We start from the raw sequence: 19,701 nt of genomic DNA on the forward strand, positions 1-19,701 counted from the left end.
AGTTAGATTCCCCCTTCAAACCTTGTTAAATTAGGTCGTAAATGAGTAAGTTGCTGTAATCGCTCAATCATCATTTCATCATTTTCATTTAAAAATGCACATTCCATATCGCTGCCTTCTGTTTGTATGAAATCAGGTGCTCTGTTTATGATTTCACTTATTCGAAGTTGTGCTGGTTTCAATAACGAGGCTGCTATAACGGCTTGTTTATTTCCATCTATACCAGCATGTGCGATCCCTTTTAATGCACCTAGAATAAATATATTACCTCCAGCAATAACAGTACCTCCTGGATTTACATCACCAATAAGGAGTAAATCGCCTTTGACTTGTAACACTTGACCAGAGCGTACGATTTTAGCAACCGATACAACTTCTGTTTCTCTTTTAAGTCTTAGCGCTTCATCCTTTGTCATTACATTGCTTTCAATTGTTTCAACAATGAGATTACGTTTTTGTTTTATCGCCGATTCTAGTTTTTCTCTTTGATTCTTATTTACGAAACGGTTTCCAACTTTCACATTAACACCAATAACTGGGCCTGACCCATGAACATATTGTTTTAAAGACAGCATTTCCTCGAGTTCATGAAGCAATTGATCAAATGAACATGAATCATCGAGATGTAACGTTAAGCCATCTTTTGTGCCTTTTATCGTAACAAATTGTTGTTTTTGAACTTTCATAACGTTCACCTCAACGACTTTACTATTCGACAGAAATGCTCAAAATCCCTTTTTTATTTAAGAATAAAATAAGCTTTTTATTGCATCTTTTATTATGTCAAATTAACTATCTAATTCTTCCACTTTTATTTTCTCTAAAAATCTTTTCACAGGATAAATGAATAGAATTGCAAAAATAGAATTTAAGGCAAGGGTTGGCAGCAGTCTTAATGTTGTAAAATGATATAAAGGCATCTTTGTTGTTCCAATTAAATAATTTATTCCATATACATAATATTCAAGCAAAGTAATCGCTAAAATCGTTAAAAACAGCGTCATAAAGACATTATTATGTAAAACCTTCATTGCTTTTGAAATCAAATAAGCTAGAAACGCATATACTAATAGATAAATCCCGATCACTTCAATATAGACAATATCATGTAATAATCCAAACACAACCCCAAATAACATTCCTTGTGTTCGGTTCATAAATACTGTTATAAAGATAACGATGATTAAAACGAACCTGGGGATATATAATTGATTTTCTGACGCAAATGGCAGATGGACAAGATCAACGAAAATACTTTCACTGATAAATATAAACAGGACAAGAAAAGGGAGAATGAAACGTCTCACGATTCTTCCTCCTCTTCCTCGTTAATCACTGATACAGGATCCTCATATTTAGCCGCACGATCTGCTACCCAAACTCGGTCGATATCATAAAAGTTAGCAGAAGGTTTAACATAGGCCATTTGCTCTAAACCATATGAATCAGGTTCTATTTCTATGATTTCACCAATGAGGATTCCACCAGGGAAAACTCCGCCAGTTCCTGCGGTAATAACTTTTTGACCTTCTACGAGTGTAACGTCCGACTCTATTCGGCGAAGCATGAGCGCACCTTTCTCCTCGTCATATCCCTCAATTAACCCAGTAACCTTTTCACCAGTTGTCTTTGTATCTTCATCTTTCTCATTATTTTCAGCTGGTAAAACTTCTGCTGAAATACGATTTTCAATATCAGTTGCACTTAATAATTGTACGGTTGATGTGAATTGTGATACAGTTTTCACCTTTCCAACAAGTCCTTGAGCCGTCACGACAGCCATGTCATGTTCTACACCATCTTGTGCACCTTTATCAATTGAAAGATAATCATACCATCTATCGGGATTACGACCTATTACTGCTGAATATATAGGATCATACACTCTTAAATCAGCAACCTTACCCAACTCGGCTTTTAATTGATCATTTTCTACTTTATACTCTTGAAGATCTGCTTCAAGCTGCATATATTCATCAAGTCTACTTTTTAGTAACTCATTCTCTTCATATGTTTTTCTTAGATCATTTACATTCTCAAAAAAACCTGAAACATATTGTGCCGGTTTATGAAATATCGTTTGAAAAACTCCTACAGAATCCTGCAGAAATTGCTCAGGCCAAGTTAATTTACGATCTTCCTTTAAGGAAAAACCAATCAATGCCACTAAAAGAATGATACTAACTAGCAACAAGATAAGGCGTTTATTTAGGAAAAACTGTGGCATGATGAACACCTCTTAACTAATATTTCCGTTTCAATCCCCGCCTTTGATTTTCACCAAAGACTATAATCAACGATCGATTATCTTGCTTTATTCTTAAATAAATGAATATGCTCTAGTGCTTTACCTGTTCCAATTGCTACACAATCTAGGGGATCTTCAGCAATTAACACCGGCATATTTGTTTCTTCCCCAATAACTTTATCCAAGTTACGCAGCAAAGCACCACCGCCTGTTAAAACGATCCCGCGATCCATAATATCTGCAGCAAGCTCTGGCGGTGTTTTTTCTAACGTATTTTTAACAGTGTCAACAATTGTGTATACTGTATCTTTTAATGCCTCAGCAATTTCTGCTGCTGTAATTTCGATCGTTTTTGGTAGACCTGTTAAAAGGTCACGTCCTCTAATCTCCATATTTTCGACACCCTCTGGAAAACCCGCTGAACCAATTTCTACCTTAATAGCTTCAGCAGTACGATCACCGATCATTAAATTATACGTCTTTCTAATATATGTAATAATCGCCTCATCCATTTCGTCACCTGCAACACGGATTGATTGACTTGTTACAATACCGCCTAGCGAGATAATCGCAACTTCAGTTGTTCCACCACCGATATCAACAACCATGCTTCCTGTTGGTTCCCAAACAGGCAAATTAGCACCAATTGCTGCTGCAAATGGCTCTTCGATTGTATAAGCCTCTTTTGCACCAGCCTGTCTAGTTGCATCAATAACAGCGCGTTCCTCAACAGCTGTAATACCTGAAGGAACACATACCATGACATTAGGCTTTCGTGAAAATACGCCATTTGTTTTTGTTGCTTGATTAATATAGTACTTCATCATAGTGGCAGTTGTTTCATAATCAGCAATAACTCCATCCTTCATCGGACGAAGTGCAACAACATTTCCTGGTGTACGACCAATCATGTTTTTTGCATCATTGCCAACAGCAACGATTTGTTTTGTATCTGTTTGCATTGCAACAACAGATGGTTCTCCGACAACGATTCCTTTTCCTTTAACAAATACGAGTGTGTTTGCAGTACCTAAATCTATTCCAAGGTCTCTTGTACCAATACCGAACATTAGGTGTATCTTCCTTTCTGAAACAAATTATATGATTTTTTAACTATTTTAGGAAAATTGACAGAATACAACTTTCTTTTTTTTGAGGATTAGACTACTTTCAGTTATGAACTGATCTTGATTGTGCATCAATGAGGTTAGTTATCCGAAACTCGCTTCTTCATCTTTCCTTAATACTACAGAGTTTTTATAAAACTAAAAAAACCCATAAACCATATTATATCGTAATTACACAAAAAAAAAAGTATTACACGTAGCCTTTTTCTTTTAAGCTCACAAATTTTTGTTCACCAATAATGAGATGATCCAAAAGTTCTATTCCTAATACCTTACCACATTCAATAAGTCGTTTCGTTACTTCAATGTCCTCTCTGCTTGGTGTTGGGTCACCTGAAGGGTGATTATGGATACAAATGAGAGATGCCGCAGAGCGTTTAAATGCTTCTTTAAAAACTTCGCGAGGGTGAACAATTGAGGCATTTAGACTACCTATGAACACTGTTTGTTTATGCAGCACTTGATTTTTTGTGTTTAAATATAAGCAAACAAAATGTTCCTGACTTAAAAAGCGCATTTCCTCCATTACATAGTTTGCTCCATCCTGTGGAGAGCGAATAACATAACGATCATCATATGTTAGGCGATTTATCCTTCTGCCCAGCTCAAGTGCCGCTAAAATTTGTACGGCCTTTGCTTTTCCTATTCCTGAGATCGTAGTTATCTCCTCTACAGATGCACTCTTTAACATTCTTAATCCTTCAAAATGTTTTAACAATTTTTGAGAGAGCTCTAAAACCGATACTTTTTTCGTCCCTGTTCTTAACAATATTGCTAAAAGCTCTTGATTTGATAATTTATCAGGACCTTCATTTAATAAGCGTTCTCTCGGACGCTCATCTTCTGGGAAATCGCGGATTTTAAACGTTGTTAGATCCATAAATCCTCCTCCGCTTCCCTTTCTGCTCAGTTTGTCATTTTGTTTACGTGTATTTATATCATGAACTTTCTTTGCCGTTTTATCCACTGAAAACGGCACTGTCTACTGAAAACAATTAATTTGCACCTTTTTGAATTTACCATTTTTACGAGCGTTTAAACCCCATCATTAACAACTCTCGATTTGTTTTTGCTACCGGAAGCCCTACAACCGCATAGTAATCGCCATGAATTTTTTTAACAAATAAAGAACCGTACCCTTGAATCCCATAAGATCCGGCTTTGTCCAGCGGTTCACCTGTCGCGATATAATCTTTGATTTCCTTTTCTGAGAGAGGAAAAAACGTTACACTCGTCATTTCATAAAAGGTACGAATATGTTCTCCATGAATAATCGATACACCCGTGTACACTTCATGTGTTTGGTTAGATAACATTTGGAGCATTTGCATTGCTTCATTTTCATCTTTAGGCTTTCCTAACATACGACCTTTAAAGACAACTAATGTATCTGAACCAATTACATATGAACCTTGATTTGATTTCGCTACACTTTCCGCTTTTTGATAGGCTAACGATTGAACCATATCTGCTGGGTGAAGCTGGTCATCAACGTGTTCTTCGATTGCACTCACAATTACCTCAAAAGGAATTTGAAGCAGTTCCAAAAGTTCTTTTCTGCGGGGAGAAGCTGAAGCTAATATGAGGTGTGAATTCATGATGAAAGCCATCCTTTCTTTGTTTCAGATTAGAAGATACCTCTTTATCGTATCAAACGATTGCAAATTGGACAATTTACTAAAAATCATTTTTAGCTGAATAAATAAAAAAAAGACCGATATACGTATTATCTTTCCCCGCTTTTTTGAAAAAGTATGGAGAAAAATGACCGCAATCTGTCTCTTACTTACTACTTATTCCACTCATTACGTCTAACAACTTTTGCTGCGCTTCCCAACCTTGATTATTTTTTACATTGTCTGCAGCTAGTAATAATTTTTCAAGTAGTTTCTTTTCCGTTTCATCACTTGTTTTTATTTCTTTTATTGCACTTTCTGCTTTGGTTATCTCATCATCACTAACACTATTTCCATTTGCTATTAACGAGGATAACGATGATAATTCTTGAATAGAACTTGCCCATTGTGCTGCAGAGCTGCTAGTAGAAATGGGAGATGAAAGTTGTTTACCTCCCCAAAAATCAGCGAAATCCTTTTGTTTATATTGTTCATTAAGTGCACTGGTTTGAGCTTTCTCTTTGCCCAAGCCCGCAAACACAGTGAAAGAACCATCTATTTCCATCACGGCTGAAGCAAATCCTTTTGCTTTTATATCAGAAGCGACTGTCTCAGCTCCCGCTTTTGTGGAAAAAATTCCACCTTGAACAGCATATAATTGGAGTGTCGCTGTAGACGACGTGCTCACTCCTGCATTTGTACCTGTTTCCTTTTCATCATTAACACCTTCTGAATTTTCTATGTTTGCTTGATTTTCATTGATCACTTCACTAGGTGTACTTGCTGTTGGCATATCGTCATTTGACAAAAAATTCAACGCAATATACCCGAACATGATCCCAACACCAATCGCTAACAATAGAATTGTCATAATTCTTTTTACAGGAAATGCTACATCATACTTCTTGCGATTGCTTTTAGTCGGATAGTGATACGGAGTAATCGTTTGATTCGATAGTTGTTTCTTTTTCTTCGACGGTGTGATTACTTTCGGATCTTCTAAATAAATTTCCTCCTCTTCATCTGGTAACAGCCATGGAAATTCGTCCTCTTTTTCTATTGGCTGTTTAGCAGATGCCACTTCAGTTTCAGCTTTAAGCTTTTCATCCCAAGATGTAATTGGAATTTCCTCAGTGTTCTCATTCTCTTTTGTCAATGGGCGTTCTAAGCCATTAATTTTTATTTTTAACGTGTCTGTCGTTTGCTTGTCCATGTGCCTACCACCCTTCTCTGCTTAAACACGTACGCTCATTTTGCTTACCATGCTATCAGAAAGGAATAGAAAAAGAACAAGACATTTGTCGTCTTGTCCTTGAAAATTTTCGTCAAATACTAAGATTGTTCGTCATTCTCCTCTTTAATAAAAGGAAATAGCGGGTTATGTTTTTTACTTGAAGGCGGTGTATCAATAGTCGGAGAATCATCCTCTAAGTCGGTTAATGTCGGAAAATAGTAAGCAGAAAGCTGGACTTGATAATCAATTGTTTCAATTACTTGATTTATTTGAGTCATTTCAGGAGGACCAGTAAATGAAAGTTTGTTTGCTATTCAATCGTATCAATAATGATGCCATCCTTCTTAAGGAATTATCCTTTCTTCAATTTTACGATTAAATGAGAAAAGCATGATACTAACCTCCAGCAGTAAAACCAATGAAAGAAAGATAAAGTAAAATGAGCTGATCCCCAAAATAATAAGCTAGTAAAGTTCCAAACATAATAGATGGGCCAAATGGAATAGGTTCTCGCTTTTTATGCTTGCCTAGTAATATGCTTATCATCCCAAATAGTGTTCCAATAAGAGTAGATAAAAAGAAAGCAAGAAGGACAATCTTCAGCCCTAGCGCAAAGCCAAGAACTCCAAATAGCTTAATATCTCCGCCACCCATTCCACCTTTGCTCACATAGGCAATAAGTAATAGTAGGATAAAAACAACTAGTCCACCAATAATAGAATCGTACCATGGATCTAAAGGATAGATGATCCGCTCTATTAGGAAGAGTCCAAAAAAGAACAGTAAGATTCGATCAGGTATAAGCATATAAGTAATATCAGATACAAAGATTATCATAAATAATGACACTAATGTCAAAGATATCAGCAATTCAACATTCCAGCCAACAAGTATGGGAGAAATCATAAATAAGATCGCTGTCATTAACTCAACAAACGGATACAAAGGTGAGATCTTTGCCCCGCAATGGCGGCATTTTCCTCTTAGTAATAGAAAAGAAACAACAGGAATTAGCTCAACTGCTGTTAATGTATGGTTACAACTCAAACATGCAGACCAAGGTGTGACAATTGATTTATTTTTTGGGATTCGAAGACCGACTACGTTGTAAAAAGATCCTAGGAGCAGGCCGTAAAAACATAATAAAATAATTAACATCATCATTATTTAATATATTCTATTAATTTTTTCTCTGTAACAGAAGTAGCACCTTGTGTTGTATTAACTAGTTGTACTGCAGCATGTTCATTTAAACCAGCTAGCAACTCAAGCAGCGTTAATCCACGTTGATTTTTCAACATATAAAATCGATCTCCTTCTCCCCTAGTTTTATAATGTCATAGTCCTAAACCAATGTTATTATAGCATGACTATTCTACCATTTATATGTTACGTTTTTGTAAATCATTACCCAATTTGATTTAAATTGTCGAACATAGAAATCATAATTGATAAAATTACTTGTATTATGTAATTGATCATTATTTAACAAATAATGATCCTTTGCAACTCAATAAAAATATGTATTTTCCTGAAATCAAAATAATGGTATTAAAATTGTCGTTGATAATCTCAACATCTAAAATGTACATATAAAAATACTTTATTCAGGTAAACGAATGAACTATGTAACTGGTAATTTAATCATGAAATCCAGCAGTACAATTAATAATGGCAGCACTGTTATCGTTCAATCATCGCCTATTCATTTTATGGTAATGGGGGTACGAGAGTAACTTACAATTGTCAAAGTAATGTCCCCTTTTTCCCAGATGAAAAAGATGTTCCTCCTTCAATAGAGACAATATTTAAAGCTGATACTAATAAAGAAAAATAATTGAACGAGAAAAAAGTTGTAGGAATTCATTCCATCAACTTTTTTTCGTAAAAGTAATGACATTATCTAACGAACCTTTCTCGTATACTTGAGATAAAATACAATGACCCTGTTACAACAAGTAAGTCTTCCTTACTGTCTTTAAAATCTTCAACAAGCTTTTTTAAGATGTCCCGCCAATCCTCTGAGTAAGATTTTTCTTGTAAGTTACACACAGAAAATAGTTCATTAGCTGAAGCCGCTCTTGGAAAGTCGAAGGTTGTGAAATGAATTGAGGTTGCAATACTAGACAATTGTTCGATCATCTCAATGTAATCTTTATCTTTTAATGCACTAAATAGAAAGTGAATATTTTTATTCGGATAATGTCTTTTTAATGTATCCAATAGACTTTCAATCCCTTGTTTATTATGAGCGCCGTCAATAATAACTTCAGGATTACTGCTTACTTTTTCAAATCTACCTTTCCAACTTGTCTTATCAAGACCGTGACATATTTGAATTTCGCTAATTTTTATTTTATTCATTTGTTTTAAATAATCGATAGCTCCAACTGCTAATGCAGCATTCTTAATTTGATGTTCACCTTTCATCGATAACAATAGGTGATCGTGATGCTGAAAAGGTGTATCCAATGAGAATACTTCCTTACCATCTATTAAGGTGCTTTCAAGAATCATTAATTCCTCATCTAATACATATAGTGGTGCTCTTCTTTCATCTGCCGCGTTCCGAATAACGGTTAATGCCTCTCGATCTTGTACCCCAGTTAATACCGGCACTTGATCTTTAATAATCCCAGCCTTTTCAGCGGCAATCTCCGTAATTGTTGAACCAAGAATATTCATATGATCATATCCAACATTCGTAATAATCGATACAATTGGCTTGATAATATTCGTAGAATCCAGTCTTCCCCCTAATCCTGTTTCAAGCAGTAAAAAGTCTGGTTTGTTATATTTTCCAAAATAGAGGAACATCATTGTGGTGATAATTTCAAATTCAGTTGGACCGCCTAACTCCGTTCTCTCAATTTTTTCTACTAACGGCTTTACTTCATTTACTAACTCTAGCATCTCTTGATCAGATATCGGATGACCATTTACACTTATACGTTCATTAAATGTTTCAATATATGGAGAAGTGAAAGTTCCAACTTTATAGCCGGCTTCAGTTAACATGTGCAGCATGTAAGAAACAGTTGAGCCTTTCCCATTCGTTCCTGCAACATGAATCGTTGGTATGTTTCTTTCCGGGTGTTGTAATTCTTCTAAAAGCCATTCCATTCTTTTTAAGCCTGGCTTTACTCCAAATTTCAAGCGGCCATGAATCCAGGCGATCGCTTCATTATAATGCTCAAACATGAAATTCCCTCCCAAGGAGTATTGAAAAACTCGGGTGAGCTTTAAATGCACACCCGAGTAAAGTTTATCTTATCCTTTTAGTTCTTTAATTCTAGCTAAAACAATGTCTCTTTTTTCGATGTAATCTTTTTCTTTTGCTTTTTCTTCCTCAATTACCTTTTCAGGAGCCTTCTTTAAGAAGCCCTCATTTCCTAATTTCTTTTGAACTCTCTCTACTTCTTTATCAAGCTTTTCACGTTCTTTTTCAAGACGTTTAATTTCTTCCTCAATGTTGATTAAGCCTTCGATAGGTAAGAAGATTTCAGCACCAGTCACAACTGCCGTCATGGATTTTTCAGGTGATGAAAGATCCGTTTTAATCGTTAAGGAGCTAGTATTACAGAATCGCTCGATATAAGCACGATTGTTATCAAGTTGTGCTAGCACATTCTCGTCTTTTGCTTTTATTTGCATATCAATTTGTTTACTCATTGGCGTATTTACTTCTGCCCGAATATTACGAACGGCGCGAATGGCTTCAACAAGCAATTTCATTTCTGTTGCGGCTTTATTGTCTGTAAGCTCATTGTTTACAGTTGGCCAAGCCGCTATTGTAATTGACTCACCTTGATGTGGAAGTGATTGCCAAATTTCTTCTGTAATAAACGGCATAAACGGATGTAATAATCTCATTGTATTATCAAGAACATAAGCAAGAATTGAGCGTGTTGTCTTTTTCGCTGCCTCATCTTCACCATATAACGGAAGCTTGGCCATTTCAATATACCAATCACAGAAATCATCCCAGATAAAGTTGTATAGAAGTCGGCCGATTTCGCCAAATTCATATTTATCTGCAAGCTTTGTTACATTGTCGATCGTTTCATTTAAACGCGTTAAAATCCATTTATCCGCTACAGATTTTTCACCTGATAAATCAATTTCTTCATACGTTAAACCGTCCATATTCATTAATGCAAATCGCGAAGCATTCCAAATTTTATTGGCAAAGTTCCAAGTTGATTCAACTTTTTCATAGCTGAAGCGTAAATCCTGTCCAGGTGAGCTTCCAGTTGATAAGAAGTAACGAAGCGAGTCTGCACCGTATTGATCAATAACATCCATTGGATCAACACCATTGCCAAGTGATTTGCTCATCTTGCGTCCTTGTTCATCACGGACAAGTCCATGTATGAGGACATCCTTAAACGGGCGTTTTCCAGTAAACTCAAGTCCTTGGAAAATCATTCTTGATACCCAGAAGAAAATAATATCATAGCCCGTTACAAGGACATCTGTCGGGTAATAACGTTTAAAATCAGCTGCTTCTGTATCAGGCCAGCCCATTGTCGAGAACGGCCAAAGAGCTGAACTAAACCATGTATCTAAAACATCATGGTCTTGATCCCAGTTTTCGATATCTGCTGGCGGCTCTTGATTAACGTAAACTTCCCCAGTTTCTTTATGGTACCAAGCAGGAATACGATGTCCCCACCAAAGCTGACGAGAGATACACCAGTCACGGATGTTTTCCATCCAGCGTAAATACGTTTTTTCAAAACGATCAGGAACAAAGTTGACTTTGCCTTCAGACTGCTGAAGATTAATCGCTTCGTCTGCTAATGGCTGCATTTTAACAAACCATTGTGTTGAAAGATAAGGCTCGACAACTGCACCGCTTCTTTCACTATGACCAACAGAATGCATATGCTCTTCAATTTTGAATAAAACGCCTTGATCTTGCAGATCCTTCACAATTTTCTTTCTGCATTCAAATCGGTCTAATCCATTATAGATTCCCGCGTTTGCATTCATCGTGCCATCTTCATTCATGACAAGAATCCGTTCTAAATTATGACGATTTCCAACTTCAAAGTCATTTGGATCATGTGCTGGTGTAATTTTAACCGCACCCGAACCAAATTCCATATCAACGTAGTCATCACCAACGATCGGAATTTCACGGCCAACAATTGGCAACACAACGTTCTTCCCAATAAGATGCTTATAGCGCTCATCCTCTGGATGTACAGCAACAGCGGTATCACCAAGCATTGTTTCAGGACGTGTTGTTGCTACTTCGATTGAACCTGTTCCATCTGCTAATGGATAGTTCATATGGTAGAATGCACCTTGGACATCTTTATAAATTACCTCAATGTCAGAAAGGGCTGTTTTCGTTTGTGGATCCCAGTTAATAATATATTCTCCACGGTAGATAAGGCCTTTCTTATATAACGTAACAAATACTTCACGCACAGCCTTTGACAAGCCTTCATCAAGTGTAAAACGTTCACGGGAGTAGTCTAAGCCAAGACCGATTTTTGACCATTGTTCACGTATATGGCCTGCATATTCTTCTTTCCATTTCCATGTTTCTTCAACGAATTTTTCACGGCCAAGGTCATAGCGTGATTTGCCTTCTTCACGTAGCTTTGCTTCAACCTTTGCCTGAGTTGCGATCCCTGCGTGGTCCATACCTGGAAGCCATAATACATCAAAACCTTGCATTCTTTTCATACGTGTCACAATGTCTTGCAACGTTGTATCCCATGCATGTCCTAAGTGAAGCTTACCTGTAACATTAGGTGGTGGAATGACGACTGTGTATGGCTGCTTTTTTTCATCACCTGTTGCCTCGAAGTACTTTCCTTCTAACCAAAACGAATAGCGGTTTTTTTCAATTGATTGTGGATCATACTTTGTTGGTAATTCATGTTGTTGTTCATTATTTCCCATCATGTTTCCTCCTCAAAAAAACTGTAATCAAAACTTTTATGTACAAAATAAAAACTCCTTCCATCCAATAAAAGGACGAAAGGAGAATATTTTTCGCGGTACCACCTTTTTTCATAGACAAAAATGTAAAAGCTCTTTGATCAGCCAAGGGCAAATAAGATGCTCATACATAGTATTAGTCTATGCTCTCAATATGATAACGGTCTTTACCGGCTTCTCCTACTAACAATTCAAAGAAGCAACTCATGGGCGACATTCCAATGTATCTGCGTAAGAAACCTTCCAGCAAAATGATTTCTCTCTCTGTAAAGAGATAACAATTGTACTCTTCCCAATCAATGTTTATTGTTGTATGTAATTGATCCTATTCTATATTACTAAAAAAATCATTTTTTCGTCAATATCTTCGCCATTTTTCTCTTTTTCTATACAGGAACCATTTAAGTCTGTTCTTCATATTTTGATATAAGTAGATTCCCGCCATCATGAACATAGAGATTGATTTTTTCAGGTGTATATGCTTTGAAAGGTCATTTACATGAGGGGTTTACTTTTTAAGGTAAAGGCATATAACGAGGAGGAGTTGTGCATGAAACGGCGGTTTAATCCCTACACACTCCCGCCATGGGCAAGACAAATTAGGGAGATCGGTATTCAAATTATTATTCCATTAACGATCTTTCAAGGAATTCGAACAGTTTTCTTTCCAACATCTTTTGATGTTCTTTTATTAGCTCTATTGATCGTGCTTGCTGCTGCCTTTCGTTACGATTGGATATAAGAATGACGTCAAGCACTTCATACACGCTAGAACAATTAAGATCATTTCATTATTAAAAAGAAATGTCAGACCTCTTAAAAGAGTGGTCTGACATGATTTTTGTTTCTGCTAATTACTAGCCGTTTCTGCTTGCAATTTTTTTTTCTCTTCAATTTCATGAATCTTCATAACAAAGTATTCGATGTTTTTAAAATGCCAATATGCTTTCACTAATTGTTTATTGCTTTCTTGTTCAGATTGATTTTTACCTTTACGTACATAGCTCTTAATGACACGGCATATTTTGTCCGGATAAGCCAAATAGCTTAAAAATAATTGCATTTCTGCCTCAGTATAAGGATAGATCTTCTGGTACGTATAAAACCAGTTTATACAGTCATCACATTGAGTTGGAAAGGTTTTTGCTGTTCGATTCAAAAACAGAAGGAAATCATCAATTGGTGCACCATATTTTGCTTGTTCAAAATTAGTTAATCGTCCTGAACCATTCTCATCATATAAAAAGTGATGGGCAGATATCTTGCCATGATTTAAGACAATTCTTGTTTTCTCCTTTTCTTCCATTTTCTCTGACCATTCTTCTAAATTTTTTCTAGAGAAATCTATAGCACGACTTACTTCAATAAAATAAGTGACTGCTTGTAATTCAAACGGAGAAAGATATAGTCTTTGTTCACATTGATCAACAAATGATTCATAAAATAACTTTGTTTCATCCCATCTCTTTGATAATGTTTCATAATGTAATTTGGCTTCTTGCCCGTTTAGTTTTATTTCTTTTTCCGTACGACTATGCATTTTGGCAATCTCTTTAAATAAATATTGATGGCGTGCATCAAGCTCATCCTCTGTTTCATTAACAAGCCAAGGCATCAGATAATAGTACTCACCATTATGATACGAAATAAATTGCTGGTTTCTATTTTTCACGATTGGTACATAACTGGAGTATTTTTGTTGTGATAAGGTTGATAATGTATCAATAAAAGAAGGGTTACCTTTATTTGTAAGCTTTTTCAGCACATACGTGCCAGTATTTGCATAAACCTTTATTGTCTTTTGGCTTATTTCCTCTATATATTCAGGTTGAATATCATATTGACTTAATAATGGCTTCATTTTATCAACTTGTATTGCCACTGTTGAGACACCTCAGATCCAACTAAGTAGTCTAAGAAAGCTTATGGTTATAAAAAAGTAATACGAATACCTAATCAACTTATCATATTCAAAAAACAGCCGAGGAAAAGGTTCCCCTGCTGCTTTTTAAGAATGGTTCATCGCTTATTACTTACTTGTTGAATATGCAGGGATATAAAGGATTTGTCCTTCATACACATCTTGATCTGCATTAAAATTATTAACACGAAGAATTTGTTGCACCGAAATATCATACCGTTCACTGATTAGTTCAATCGTTTCTCCTTGTTGGACAATACACATTTTTAACCGAGAGAAATCCTCTTCTCCATCGCGGGCAAAAAGACTTGTTAAATAATGTGCATCTTTCTCATTATGATCTTCTCTGACAACCTCTTTATCTTTTGCTTCTTGTGGATTAGTACTCTCAAGCTCTTCGGATTTCGAGAAGAATGAATAATGTACTTCCTGAGGCTGAGGGTCTTCTGTCATTTGTTCTTCTTTTCTAACCTCAACTATAAACGGTTCATATAGTTCTTCTTGCTGTTTTTCATTCACTACAACTTCTTCTTTATTTATTTCTTGATTTACTTCTTGATTTACTTCATTACTTTCATTCGTCACTTCAACTTTCTCTTCTTGAGCAGGTTCAATTATTTCTTCAACTGAGTTTTCTTCTGCACGAATATCTTGCTCTATCTTAGAAGCATCAGTTGATAATTTGTCCACGTCTTCTTCAGACTGCTCTTGATAAAAAGAAGAGAAAGGATTTGTCGAGTTCTGCTGAAATTGAAATGTTTGTTCTTTTTCTTCATCAAATGATTGTTGCTGCGGAGCCCTGTAAAGTGCTTCAAATGTTTCTTCCTCTTGAGTTTCTACTTCTGGTGGTGCAACTGGTTGAATTTGCTCATTTGTAATACCGCTAATTGACAAATCAGCTATTAGCTTTAAACATTTCACTTCTGGAATTTCATAATCAAACGATTCAATTGAAACATATACTTCCTCTAAATTCTCGATTCGATTATTTGGAATTGTAATATCTACTGGAAAACGGTGATTTATCTCACTAACACCATCTTCACGCGTTGTCACTTCATTTACATACCGTACATTTGCATATTCAAATTGATCCTGCACATCCGCAATGGTATCTATTTTGTATTCACCTGTAAGTAAAAGTGCACCTCGAATTGAAATATACTGTTCATGCTCATGAATTGAGATATCAGGATCTAAAGAAATGGATAAAAGTTCAGATACTTCCTGTCCTTTTTGAAACCAAACCGATTCTTCAACAGAAAAGCGTAATTGTTGTTGTTCCTGAGACAAAATATTTCCTCCTTTCAAATAGCCTAATAAATTACTATGACATTACAGATGTATGAAGGAATCCTTGGAATTATGATTGATATTTTGTTGCTGGCCTAATTAATTGTACATTTTCCTTACTTTCACACAGGATTTAACTATCTGTTTCTGACTAAAACGTTTGTTCATTTATTTTTACTATACATAATTAAAATGTATTCCAAAAATACAAAAAATGCCTAACACTCTCATTGTGTTAGGCATTTTCCAACTATTATTTCAACGCAGCAAACGCTTTTCGAGCTGCCTCAATTGTAAAATCAATGTCCTCATCAGTATGTGCAGTTGATAAGAACAACCCTTCAAATTGTGATGGAGGCAAGAAAACCCCTTCATTTGCCATACTTCTATAGTAACTCGCAAAATATTCAAGATTTGAAGTTTTTGCTTTTTCATAGTTTATGACAGATTCATTTGTAAAGAAGAATCCTATCATCGAACCAGCTCTGTTAATGGTATGTGGGATTTCAAATTCATTCGCAGCGTTTGATAAACCTTCTTCAAGACGATCTGCCTTGCGTCTGAATTCTTTATAAGAATCTCTTGTTAGCAGCTTTAACGTTTCATATCCAGCAGTCATTGCCAGCGGGTTACCTGATAATGTTCCTGCTTGATAAATTGGTCCGCTTGGAGCTATTTGTTGCATAATTTCTGCTTTACCACCGTAAGCACCTACAGGAAGTCCGCCACCGATTACTTTACCTAAGCATGTTAGATCTGGAGTCACACCAAAGTATTCTTGGGCACAACCGTAGTCAACACGGAAACCAGTCATAACCTCATCAAAGATAAGAAGGGCACCGTACTTCTCTGTTACTTCACGCAAGCCCTCTAAAAAGCCTGGCTGTGGTGGGACAACACCCATATTTCCAGCAACCGGCTCAACAATAACACCTGCTATATCCTCACCAAATTGCTCAAATGCATAACGAATGCTTTCAAGATCATTATAAGGGACTGTAATCGTATTTTTAGCTATCCCTTCTGGAACACCGGGGCTATCAGGTAATCCTAACGTTGCCACACCTGAACCTGCTTTAATTAATAAAGAGTCTCCATGTCCATGGTAACAGCCCTCAAATTTCACGATCTTATTACGGCCAGTATACCCGCGCGCCAATCGCAACGCACTCATTGTCGCTTCTGTACCTGAATTTACCATACGGACGATCTCAATTGATGGCACACGCTCAATGACAAGCTTTGCTAATTCATTTTCAATGACCGTTGGAGCGCCAAAGCTTGTCCCCGATTCAACAACTTTTTTTAGAGCTTCAACGATTGAATCATGTGAATGTCCATGAATGAGCGGCCCCCACGATAAGACATAATCGATATATTCATTACCATCAATATCGTAAATTTTAGAGCCTTTCCCATGATCCATTACGATTGGGTTCATGCCGACAGATTTAAATGCACGAACAGGACTATTTACGCCTCCTGGCATTAACGACTGCGCTTCTTTAAATGCTTTCTCACTATTTACATAGCTTCTCATTCTCTTTCCCCTTCCTCACATTCGTTATGATTTTAAGACTATTGTTCATCTTTTAACCAGCGTGCAGCATCTTTAGCGAAGTATGTTAAGATGATATCTGCGCCAGCTCGTTTCATACTAACTAGCATTTCCATCACAATGGCCTTTTCATCTACCCAGCCATTTGCAGCAGCTGCTTTGATCATTGCATATTCTCCACTTACATTATAAGCAACAATTGGTACATTAAACTGATTTTTCACATCACGCATGATGTCCAAATAAGATAATGCAGGTTTCACAATAATAAAATCTGCTCCTTCATCAAGGTCAGATTGTGCTTCTCGTAATGCTTCCTCGCGATTAGCCGGATCCATTTGGTAGGTTTTTCGATCACCAAATTGAGGTGTACTTTGTGCAGCATCCCGAAATGGACCGTAAAATGCACTTGCATATTTAACGGCATAGGACATAATCGGAATATGTTCAAAGCCAGCTTCGTCCAACCCTTGGCGTATCGCTGTCACAAATCCGTCCATCATATTAGAAGGTGCTATAATATCTGCCCCAGCTTTTGCTTGGCTTACTGCAGTTTTAGCTAATAACTCAAGTGAAGGGTCATTAAGTATTTTTCCATATTCAACAATTCCACAATGACCGTGGTCTGTATATTCACATAAGCATGTATCGGCAATGACTAAGAGATCTGGGAAAGCTTCTTTTACTTGTCTAGTTGCTCTTTGAACAATGCCATGATCATGAAAAGCACCTGTTCCAACTTCATCTTTATCCTCTTGATTTGGAACACCGAATAAGATTACTGACTTGATACCTAAAGATACAACTTCTTCAACTTCCTTATTTAATAAATCTAATGAAAATTGAAAAACTCCTGGCATTGATGAAACTTCGTTCTTTGTATTTTCTCCTTCCACAATGAATATTGGATAGATAAAATCCTCTACTCGTATATGGTTCTCGCGGAGCATTGCTCGCATATTTGCACTGCTGCGTAAGCGACGATGTCTATCAAATTGAATATCCACTGAAATATCCTCCTCATTTAATCAATTCGGTCATAAGCTTTACCATATCTTCAATCGTATAGGAAGCTGGTATGAAACCCTTGAAACCGTATTCCAATAATGTTTTATTTGTGATGGGTCCTATACAAATAAAGGTTACATTTTGTAAACTCTCTCGTAATTCCTCAGAATTAAGAATTTTCATAAAGCTGTCAACTGTTGAAGAGCTTGTAAAAGTAATAAAATCAAGTTGCTTTTGAAGTACATAGTTTCTTAGTTTTTCAGCTTCATCTAAATTATGTATTGTTTCATATACCACTAAATCCGTTACGTCGTACCCACAGTTTTTTAATCCAGTAACAAGTGCCGGCCGTGCAAGATTTCCACGTATAACTAAGATTCTCGATTTTGCTGGAAGGTGTTCTGAAATACTTTCTGTTAATTTTTCAGCAACATATTCCTCAGGAATAATCGAAACGGTTACCCCAATCGTTTGCATTTGCTTACTCGTTTTCCTACCAACGGAAGCTGCAATTAAATGATCAAGTGATGAATAAGGAATCCTCCATAAATCTAGGTACTCTTTAAAAAAAGTAACGCCATTTGCGCTAGTAAATACGATGCAATCGTAGTTTTTTATATTTTCTAGAGCACCTTGAATTTCTTGGCAATTAGTATTATTTGCTTTGATTTCCAATAGTGGTGCAGTGATGGGGATTCCACCTGCTTTTTCTATTCTGTCTACAAACTCTTTGGCTTGCTGCTTAGCCCTTGTGATTAAAACCCGCTTCCCTTTTAAAGGACTTTCTACAGTTTCCATTAAGAATCTAACTCCGCTTTCACCCTGTCGATTAGTGACTTTGCTCCTTGCTCAGTTAATATTGTTGAAACGTCTTCACCTAATACGATTGGGTCTTTTCCAGTAAGTTGCTGTTTATATATTTCTGTTCCATCTGGTGAAGCAATTAAGCCTGTAAAAGTGATTTCTTTATGTTCATTGACTTTTGCAAAACCAGCAATAGGCACTTGGCAGCCACCCTCCATTTTAGTTAGGAACGTTCGCTCTGCTGTTACTGCCATTTGTGTTGCAGCATCAGTAAATTTTGCTAATAGGTCAAGTAACTCCTGATCATCTTCACGGCACTCGATTGCTAATGCACCCTGTCCAACAGCAGGCAGACATATTTCAGGCTCCAAAAATTCCGTAACAACATCTTTGCTCCAACCCATTCTCGATAAGCCTGCAGCAGCTAAAATAATGGCATCATAATCTTCTGTTTTCAGCTTTTCCAGTCGAGTGTCAATATTACCTCTAATCCATTTGATTTCAATGTCTTGTCGCTCAATTAACAGCTGTGCACTTCTTCTTAAGCTGCTAGTACCGATGACAGCACCTTTTGGTAGCTCAGAAAGCTTTTTATGATCCTTTGAGATTAACACATCCCGATAGTCTTCACGTTTAGGGACACAGCCGATCGTCAAGCCATCCGGAAGGACTCCAGGCATATCCTTCATACTATGGACAGCCATGTCAATTTCGCCATCAAGCATAGCCTGTTCGATCTCCTTAACGAAAAGGCCCTTTCCACCAACTTTTGATAAGGTTACATCTAAAATACGATCACCCTTTGTTACAATTTCCTTTATCTCAAATTCATATGGTAAACCAAATGATTTTAGTTGGTCGATTACCCAGTTCGTTTGTGTTAACGCAAGTTTACTACGTCTTGAACCTACAATAATTTTTCGCATGTTATCCT

The 19,701-nt window shown here is 36.5% G+C and carries 19 protein-coding genes and 1 other annotated feature; of the genes, 1 reads left to right on the top strand and 18 read right to left on the bottom strand.

Annotation, left to right across the window (positions count from 1 at the left end):
- Positions 1-2: 2 nt before the first annotated feature.
- The 12 genes from minC to GMB29_RS20455 form a co-directional block, all read right to left on the bottom strand.
- Entirely contained in the window at positions 3-686 is a 684-nt protein-coding gene (gene minC / locus GMB29_RS20400) for a septum site-determining protein MinC (protein ID WP_136351933.1), read from the bottom strand.
- 102 nt (positions 687-788) lie between these two features.
- A complete protein-coding gene (gene mreD, locus GMB29_RS20405; RefSeq protein WP_168733779.1) occupies positions 789-1,307 on the bottom strand; it encodes a rod shape-determining protein MreD in 519 nt (172 codons plus the stop codon).
- The gene (gene mreC / locus GMB29_RS20410; RefSeq protein ID WP_136351935.1) at positions 1,304-2,227 is read right to left on the bottom strand and encodes a rod shape-determining protein MreC; all 924 of its coding nucleotides are present in this window, start codon (positions 2,225-2,227) and stop codon (positions 1,304-1,306) included. The genes mreD and mreC overlap by 4 nt, the downstream gene beginning before the upstream one ends.
- Positions 2,228-2,304: 77 nt before the next feature.
- A complete protein-coding gene (locus tag GMB29_RS20415) occupies positions 2,305-3,318 on the bottom strand; it encodes a rod shape-determining protein (protein ID WP_136351936.1) in 1,014 nt (337 codons plus the stop codon).
- Between the two features lie 247 nt (positions 3,319-3,565).
- Positions 3,566-4,255, bottom strand: coding sequence for a RadC family protein (gene radC / locus GMB29_RS20420; RefSeq protein ID WP_136351937.1), 690 nt, complete (start codon positions 4,253-4,255; stop codon positions 3,566-3,568).
- 145 nt (positions 4,256-4,400) lie between these two features.
- Positions 4,401-4,973, bottom strand: a complete 573-nt coding sequence (locus GMB29_RS20425) for a Maf family protein (RefSeq protein WP_136351938.1) — start codon at positions 4,971-4,973, stop codon at positions 4,401-4,403.
- Positions 4,974-5,157: 184 nt separating this feature from the next.
- Positions 5,158-6,204 (bottom strand): SPOR domain-containing protein, encoded by a 1,047-nt coding sequence (locus tag GMB29_RS20430; RefSeq protein WP_136351939.1) that lies wholly within the window; start codon positions 6,202-6,204, stop codon positions 5,158-5,160.
- Positions 6,205-6,323: 119 nt separating this feature from the next.
- Positions 6,324-6,503, bottom strand: a complete 180-nt coding sequence (locus GMB29_RS20435) for a hypothetical protein (RefSeq protein ID WP_136351940.1) — start codon at positions 6,501-6,503, stop codon at positions 6,324-6,326.
- 118 nt (positions 6,504-6,621) lie between these two features.
- Positions 6,622-7,383, bottom strand: coding sequence for a prepilin peptidase (locus GMB29_RS20440; RefSeq protein WP_406600355.1), 762 nt, complete (start codon positions 7,381-7,383; stop codon positions 6,622-6,624).
- A gap of 5 nt (positions 7,384-7,388) precedes the next feature.
- Entirely contained in the window at positions 7,389-7,526 is a 138-nt protein-coding gene (locus tag GMB29_RS20445) for a hypothetical protein (protein WP_155443928.1), read from the bottom strand.
- Positions 7,527-8,124: 598 nt separating this feature from the next.
- Positions 8,125-9,426 carry a bifunctional folylpolyglutamate synthase/dihydrofolate synthase gene (locus GMB29_RS20450; protein ID WP_136351941.1) on the bottom strand — a complete coding sequence of 434 codons (1,302 nt, stop codon included), beginning with the start codon at positions 9,424-9,426 and terminating at the stop codon, positions 8,125-8,127.
- A gap of 69 nt (positions 9,427-9,495) precedes the next feature.
- Positions 9,496-12,147 carry a valine--tRNA ligase gene (locus tag GMB29_RS20455; protein ID WP_136351942.1) on the bottom strand — a complete coding sequence of 884 codons (2,652 nt, stop codon included), beginning with the start codon at positions 12,145-12,147 and terminating at the stop codon, positions 9,496-9,498.
- 65 nt (positions 12,148-12,212) lie between these two features.
- Positions 12,213-12,492 (bottom strand) — a binding site (T-box leader).
- Between the two features lie 241 nt (positions 12,493-12,733).
- Between GMB29_RS20455 and GMB29_RS20460 the strand changes: the two genes are divergently transcribed.
- Positions 12,734-12,925, top strand: coding sequence for a hypothetical protein (locus GMB29_RS20460; RefSeq protein ID WP_136351943.1), 192 nt, complete (start codon positions 12,734-12,736; stop codon positions 12,923-12,925).
- Between the two features lie 108 nt (positions 12,926-13,033).
- On the opposite strand, the gene ysxE is transcribed toward GMB29_RS20460, so the two are convergent.
- The 6 genes from ysxE to hemC all read right to left on the bottom strand — a co-directional run bounded on the left by ysxE (position 13,034) and on the right by hemC (position 19,693).
- On the bottom strand, positions 13,034-14,065 hold the full coding sequence (gene ysxE, locus GMB29_RS20465; RefSeq protein WP_136351944.1) for a spore coat protein YsxE: 1,032 nt from the start codon (positions 14,063-14,065) through the stop codon (positions 13,034-13,036).
- A 147-nt stretch (positions 14,066-14,212) separates the two neighbouring features.
- Positions 14,213-15,397 (bottom strand): stage VI sporulation protein D, encoded by a 1,185-nt coding sequence (gene spoVID / locus GMB29_RS20470; protein ID WP_168733781.1) that lies wholly within the window; start codon positions 15,395-15,397, stop codon positions 14,213-14,215.
- Positions 15,398-15,650: 253 nt separating this feature from the next.
- A complete protein-coding gene (gene hemL, locus GMB29_RS20475; RefSeq protein ID WP_136351946.1) occupies positions 15,651-16,937 on the bottom strand; it encodes a glutamate-1-semialdehyde 2,1-aminomutase in 1,287 nt (428 codons plus the stop codon).
- Between the two features lie 38 nt (positions 16,938-16,975).
- A complete protein-coding gene (gene hemB / locus GMB29_RS20480) occupies positions 16,976-17,962 on the bottom strand; it encodes a porphobilinogen synthase (RefSeq protein WP_136351947.1) in 987 nt (328 codons plus the stop codon).
- Positions 17,963-17,975: 13 nt separating this feature from the next.
- Complete coding sequence (locus GMB29_RS20485; RefSeq protein WP_136351948.1) at positions 17,976-18,761, bottom strand: uroporphyrinogen-III synthase; 786 nt, start codon at positions 18,759-18,761, stop codon at positions 17,976-17,978.
- Positions 18,761-19,693 (bottom strand): hydroxymethylbilane synthase, encoded by a 933-nt coding sequence (gene hemC, locus GMB29_RS20490; protein ID WP_136351949.1) that lies wholly within the window; start codon positions 19,691-19,693, stop codon positions 18,761-18,763. Before hemC ends, GMB29_RS20485 begins: the two co-directional genes overlap by 1 nt.
- Positions 19,694-19,701: the final 8 nt, after the last annotated feature.

Source organism: Metabacillus sediminilitoris (assembly GCF_009720625.1).
GTDB classification, from domain to species: Bacteria; Bacillota; Bacilli; order Bacillales; family Bacillaceae; genus Metabacillus; species Metabacillus sediminilitoris.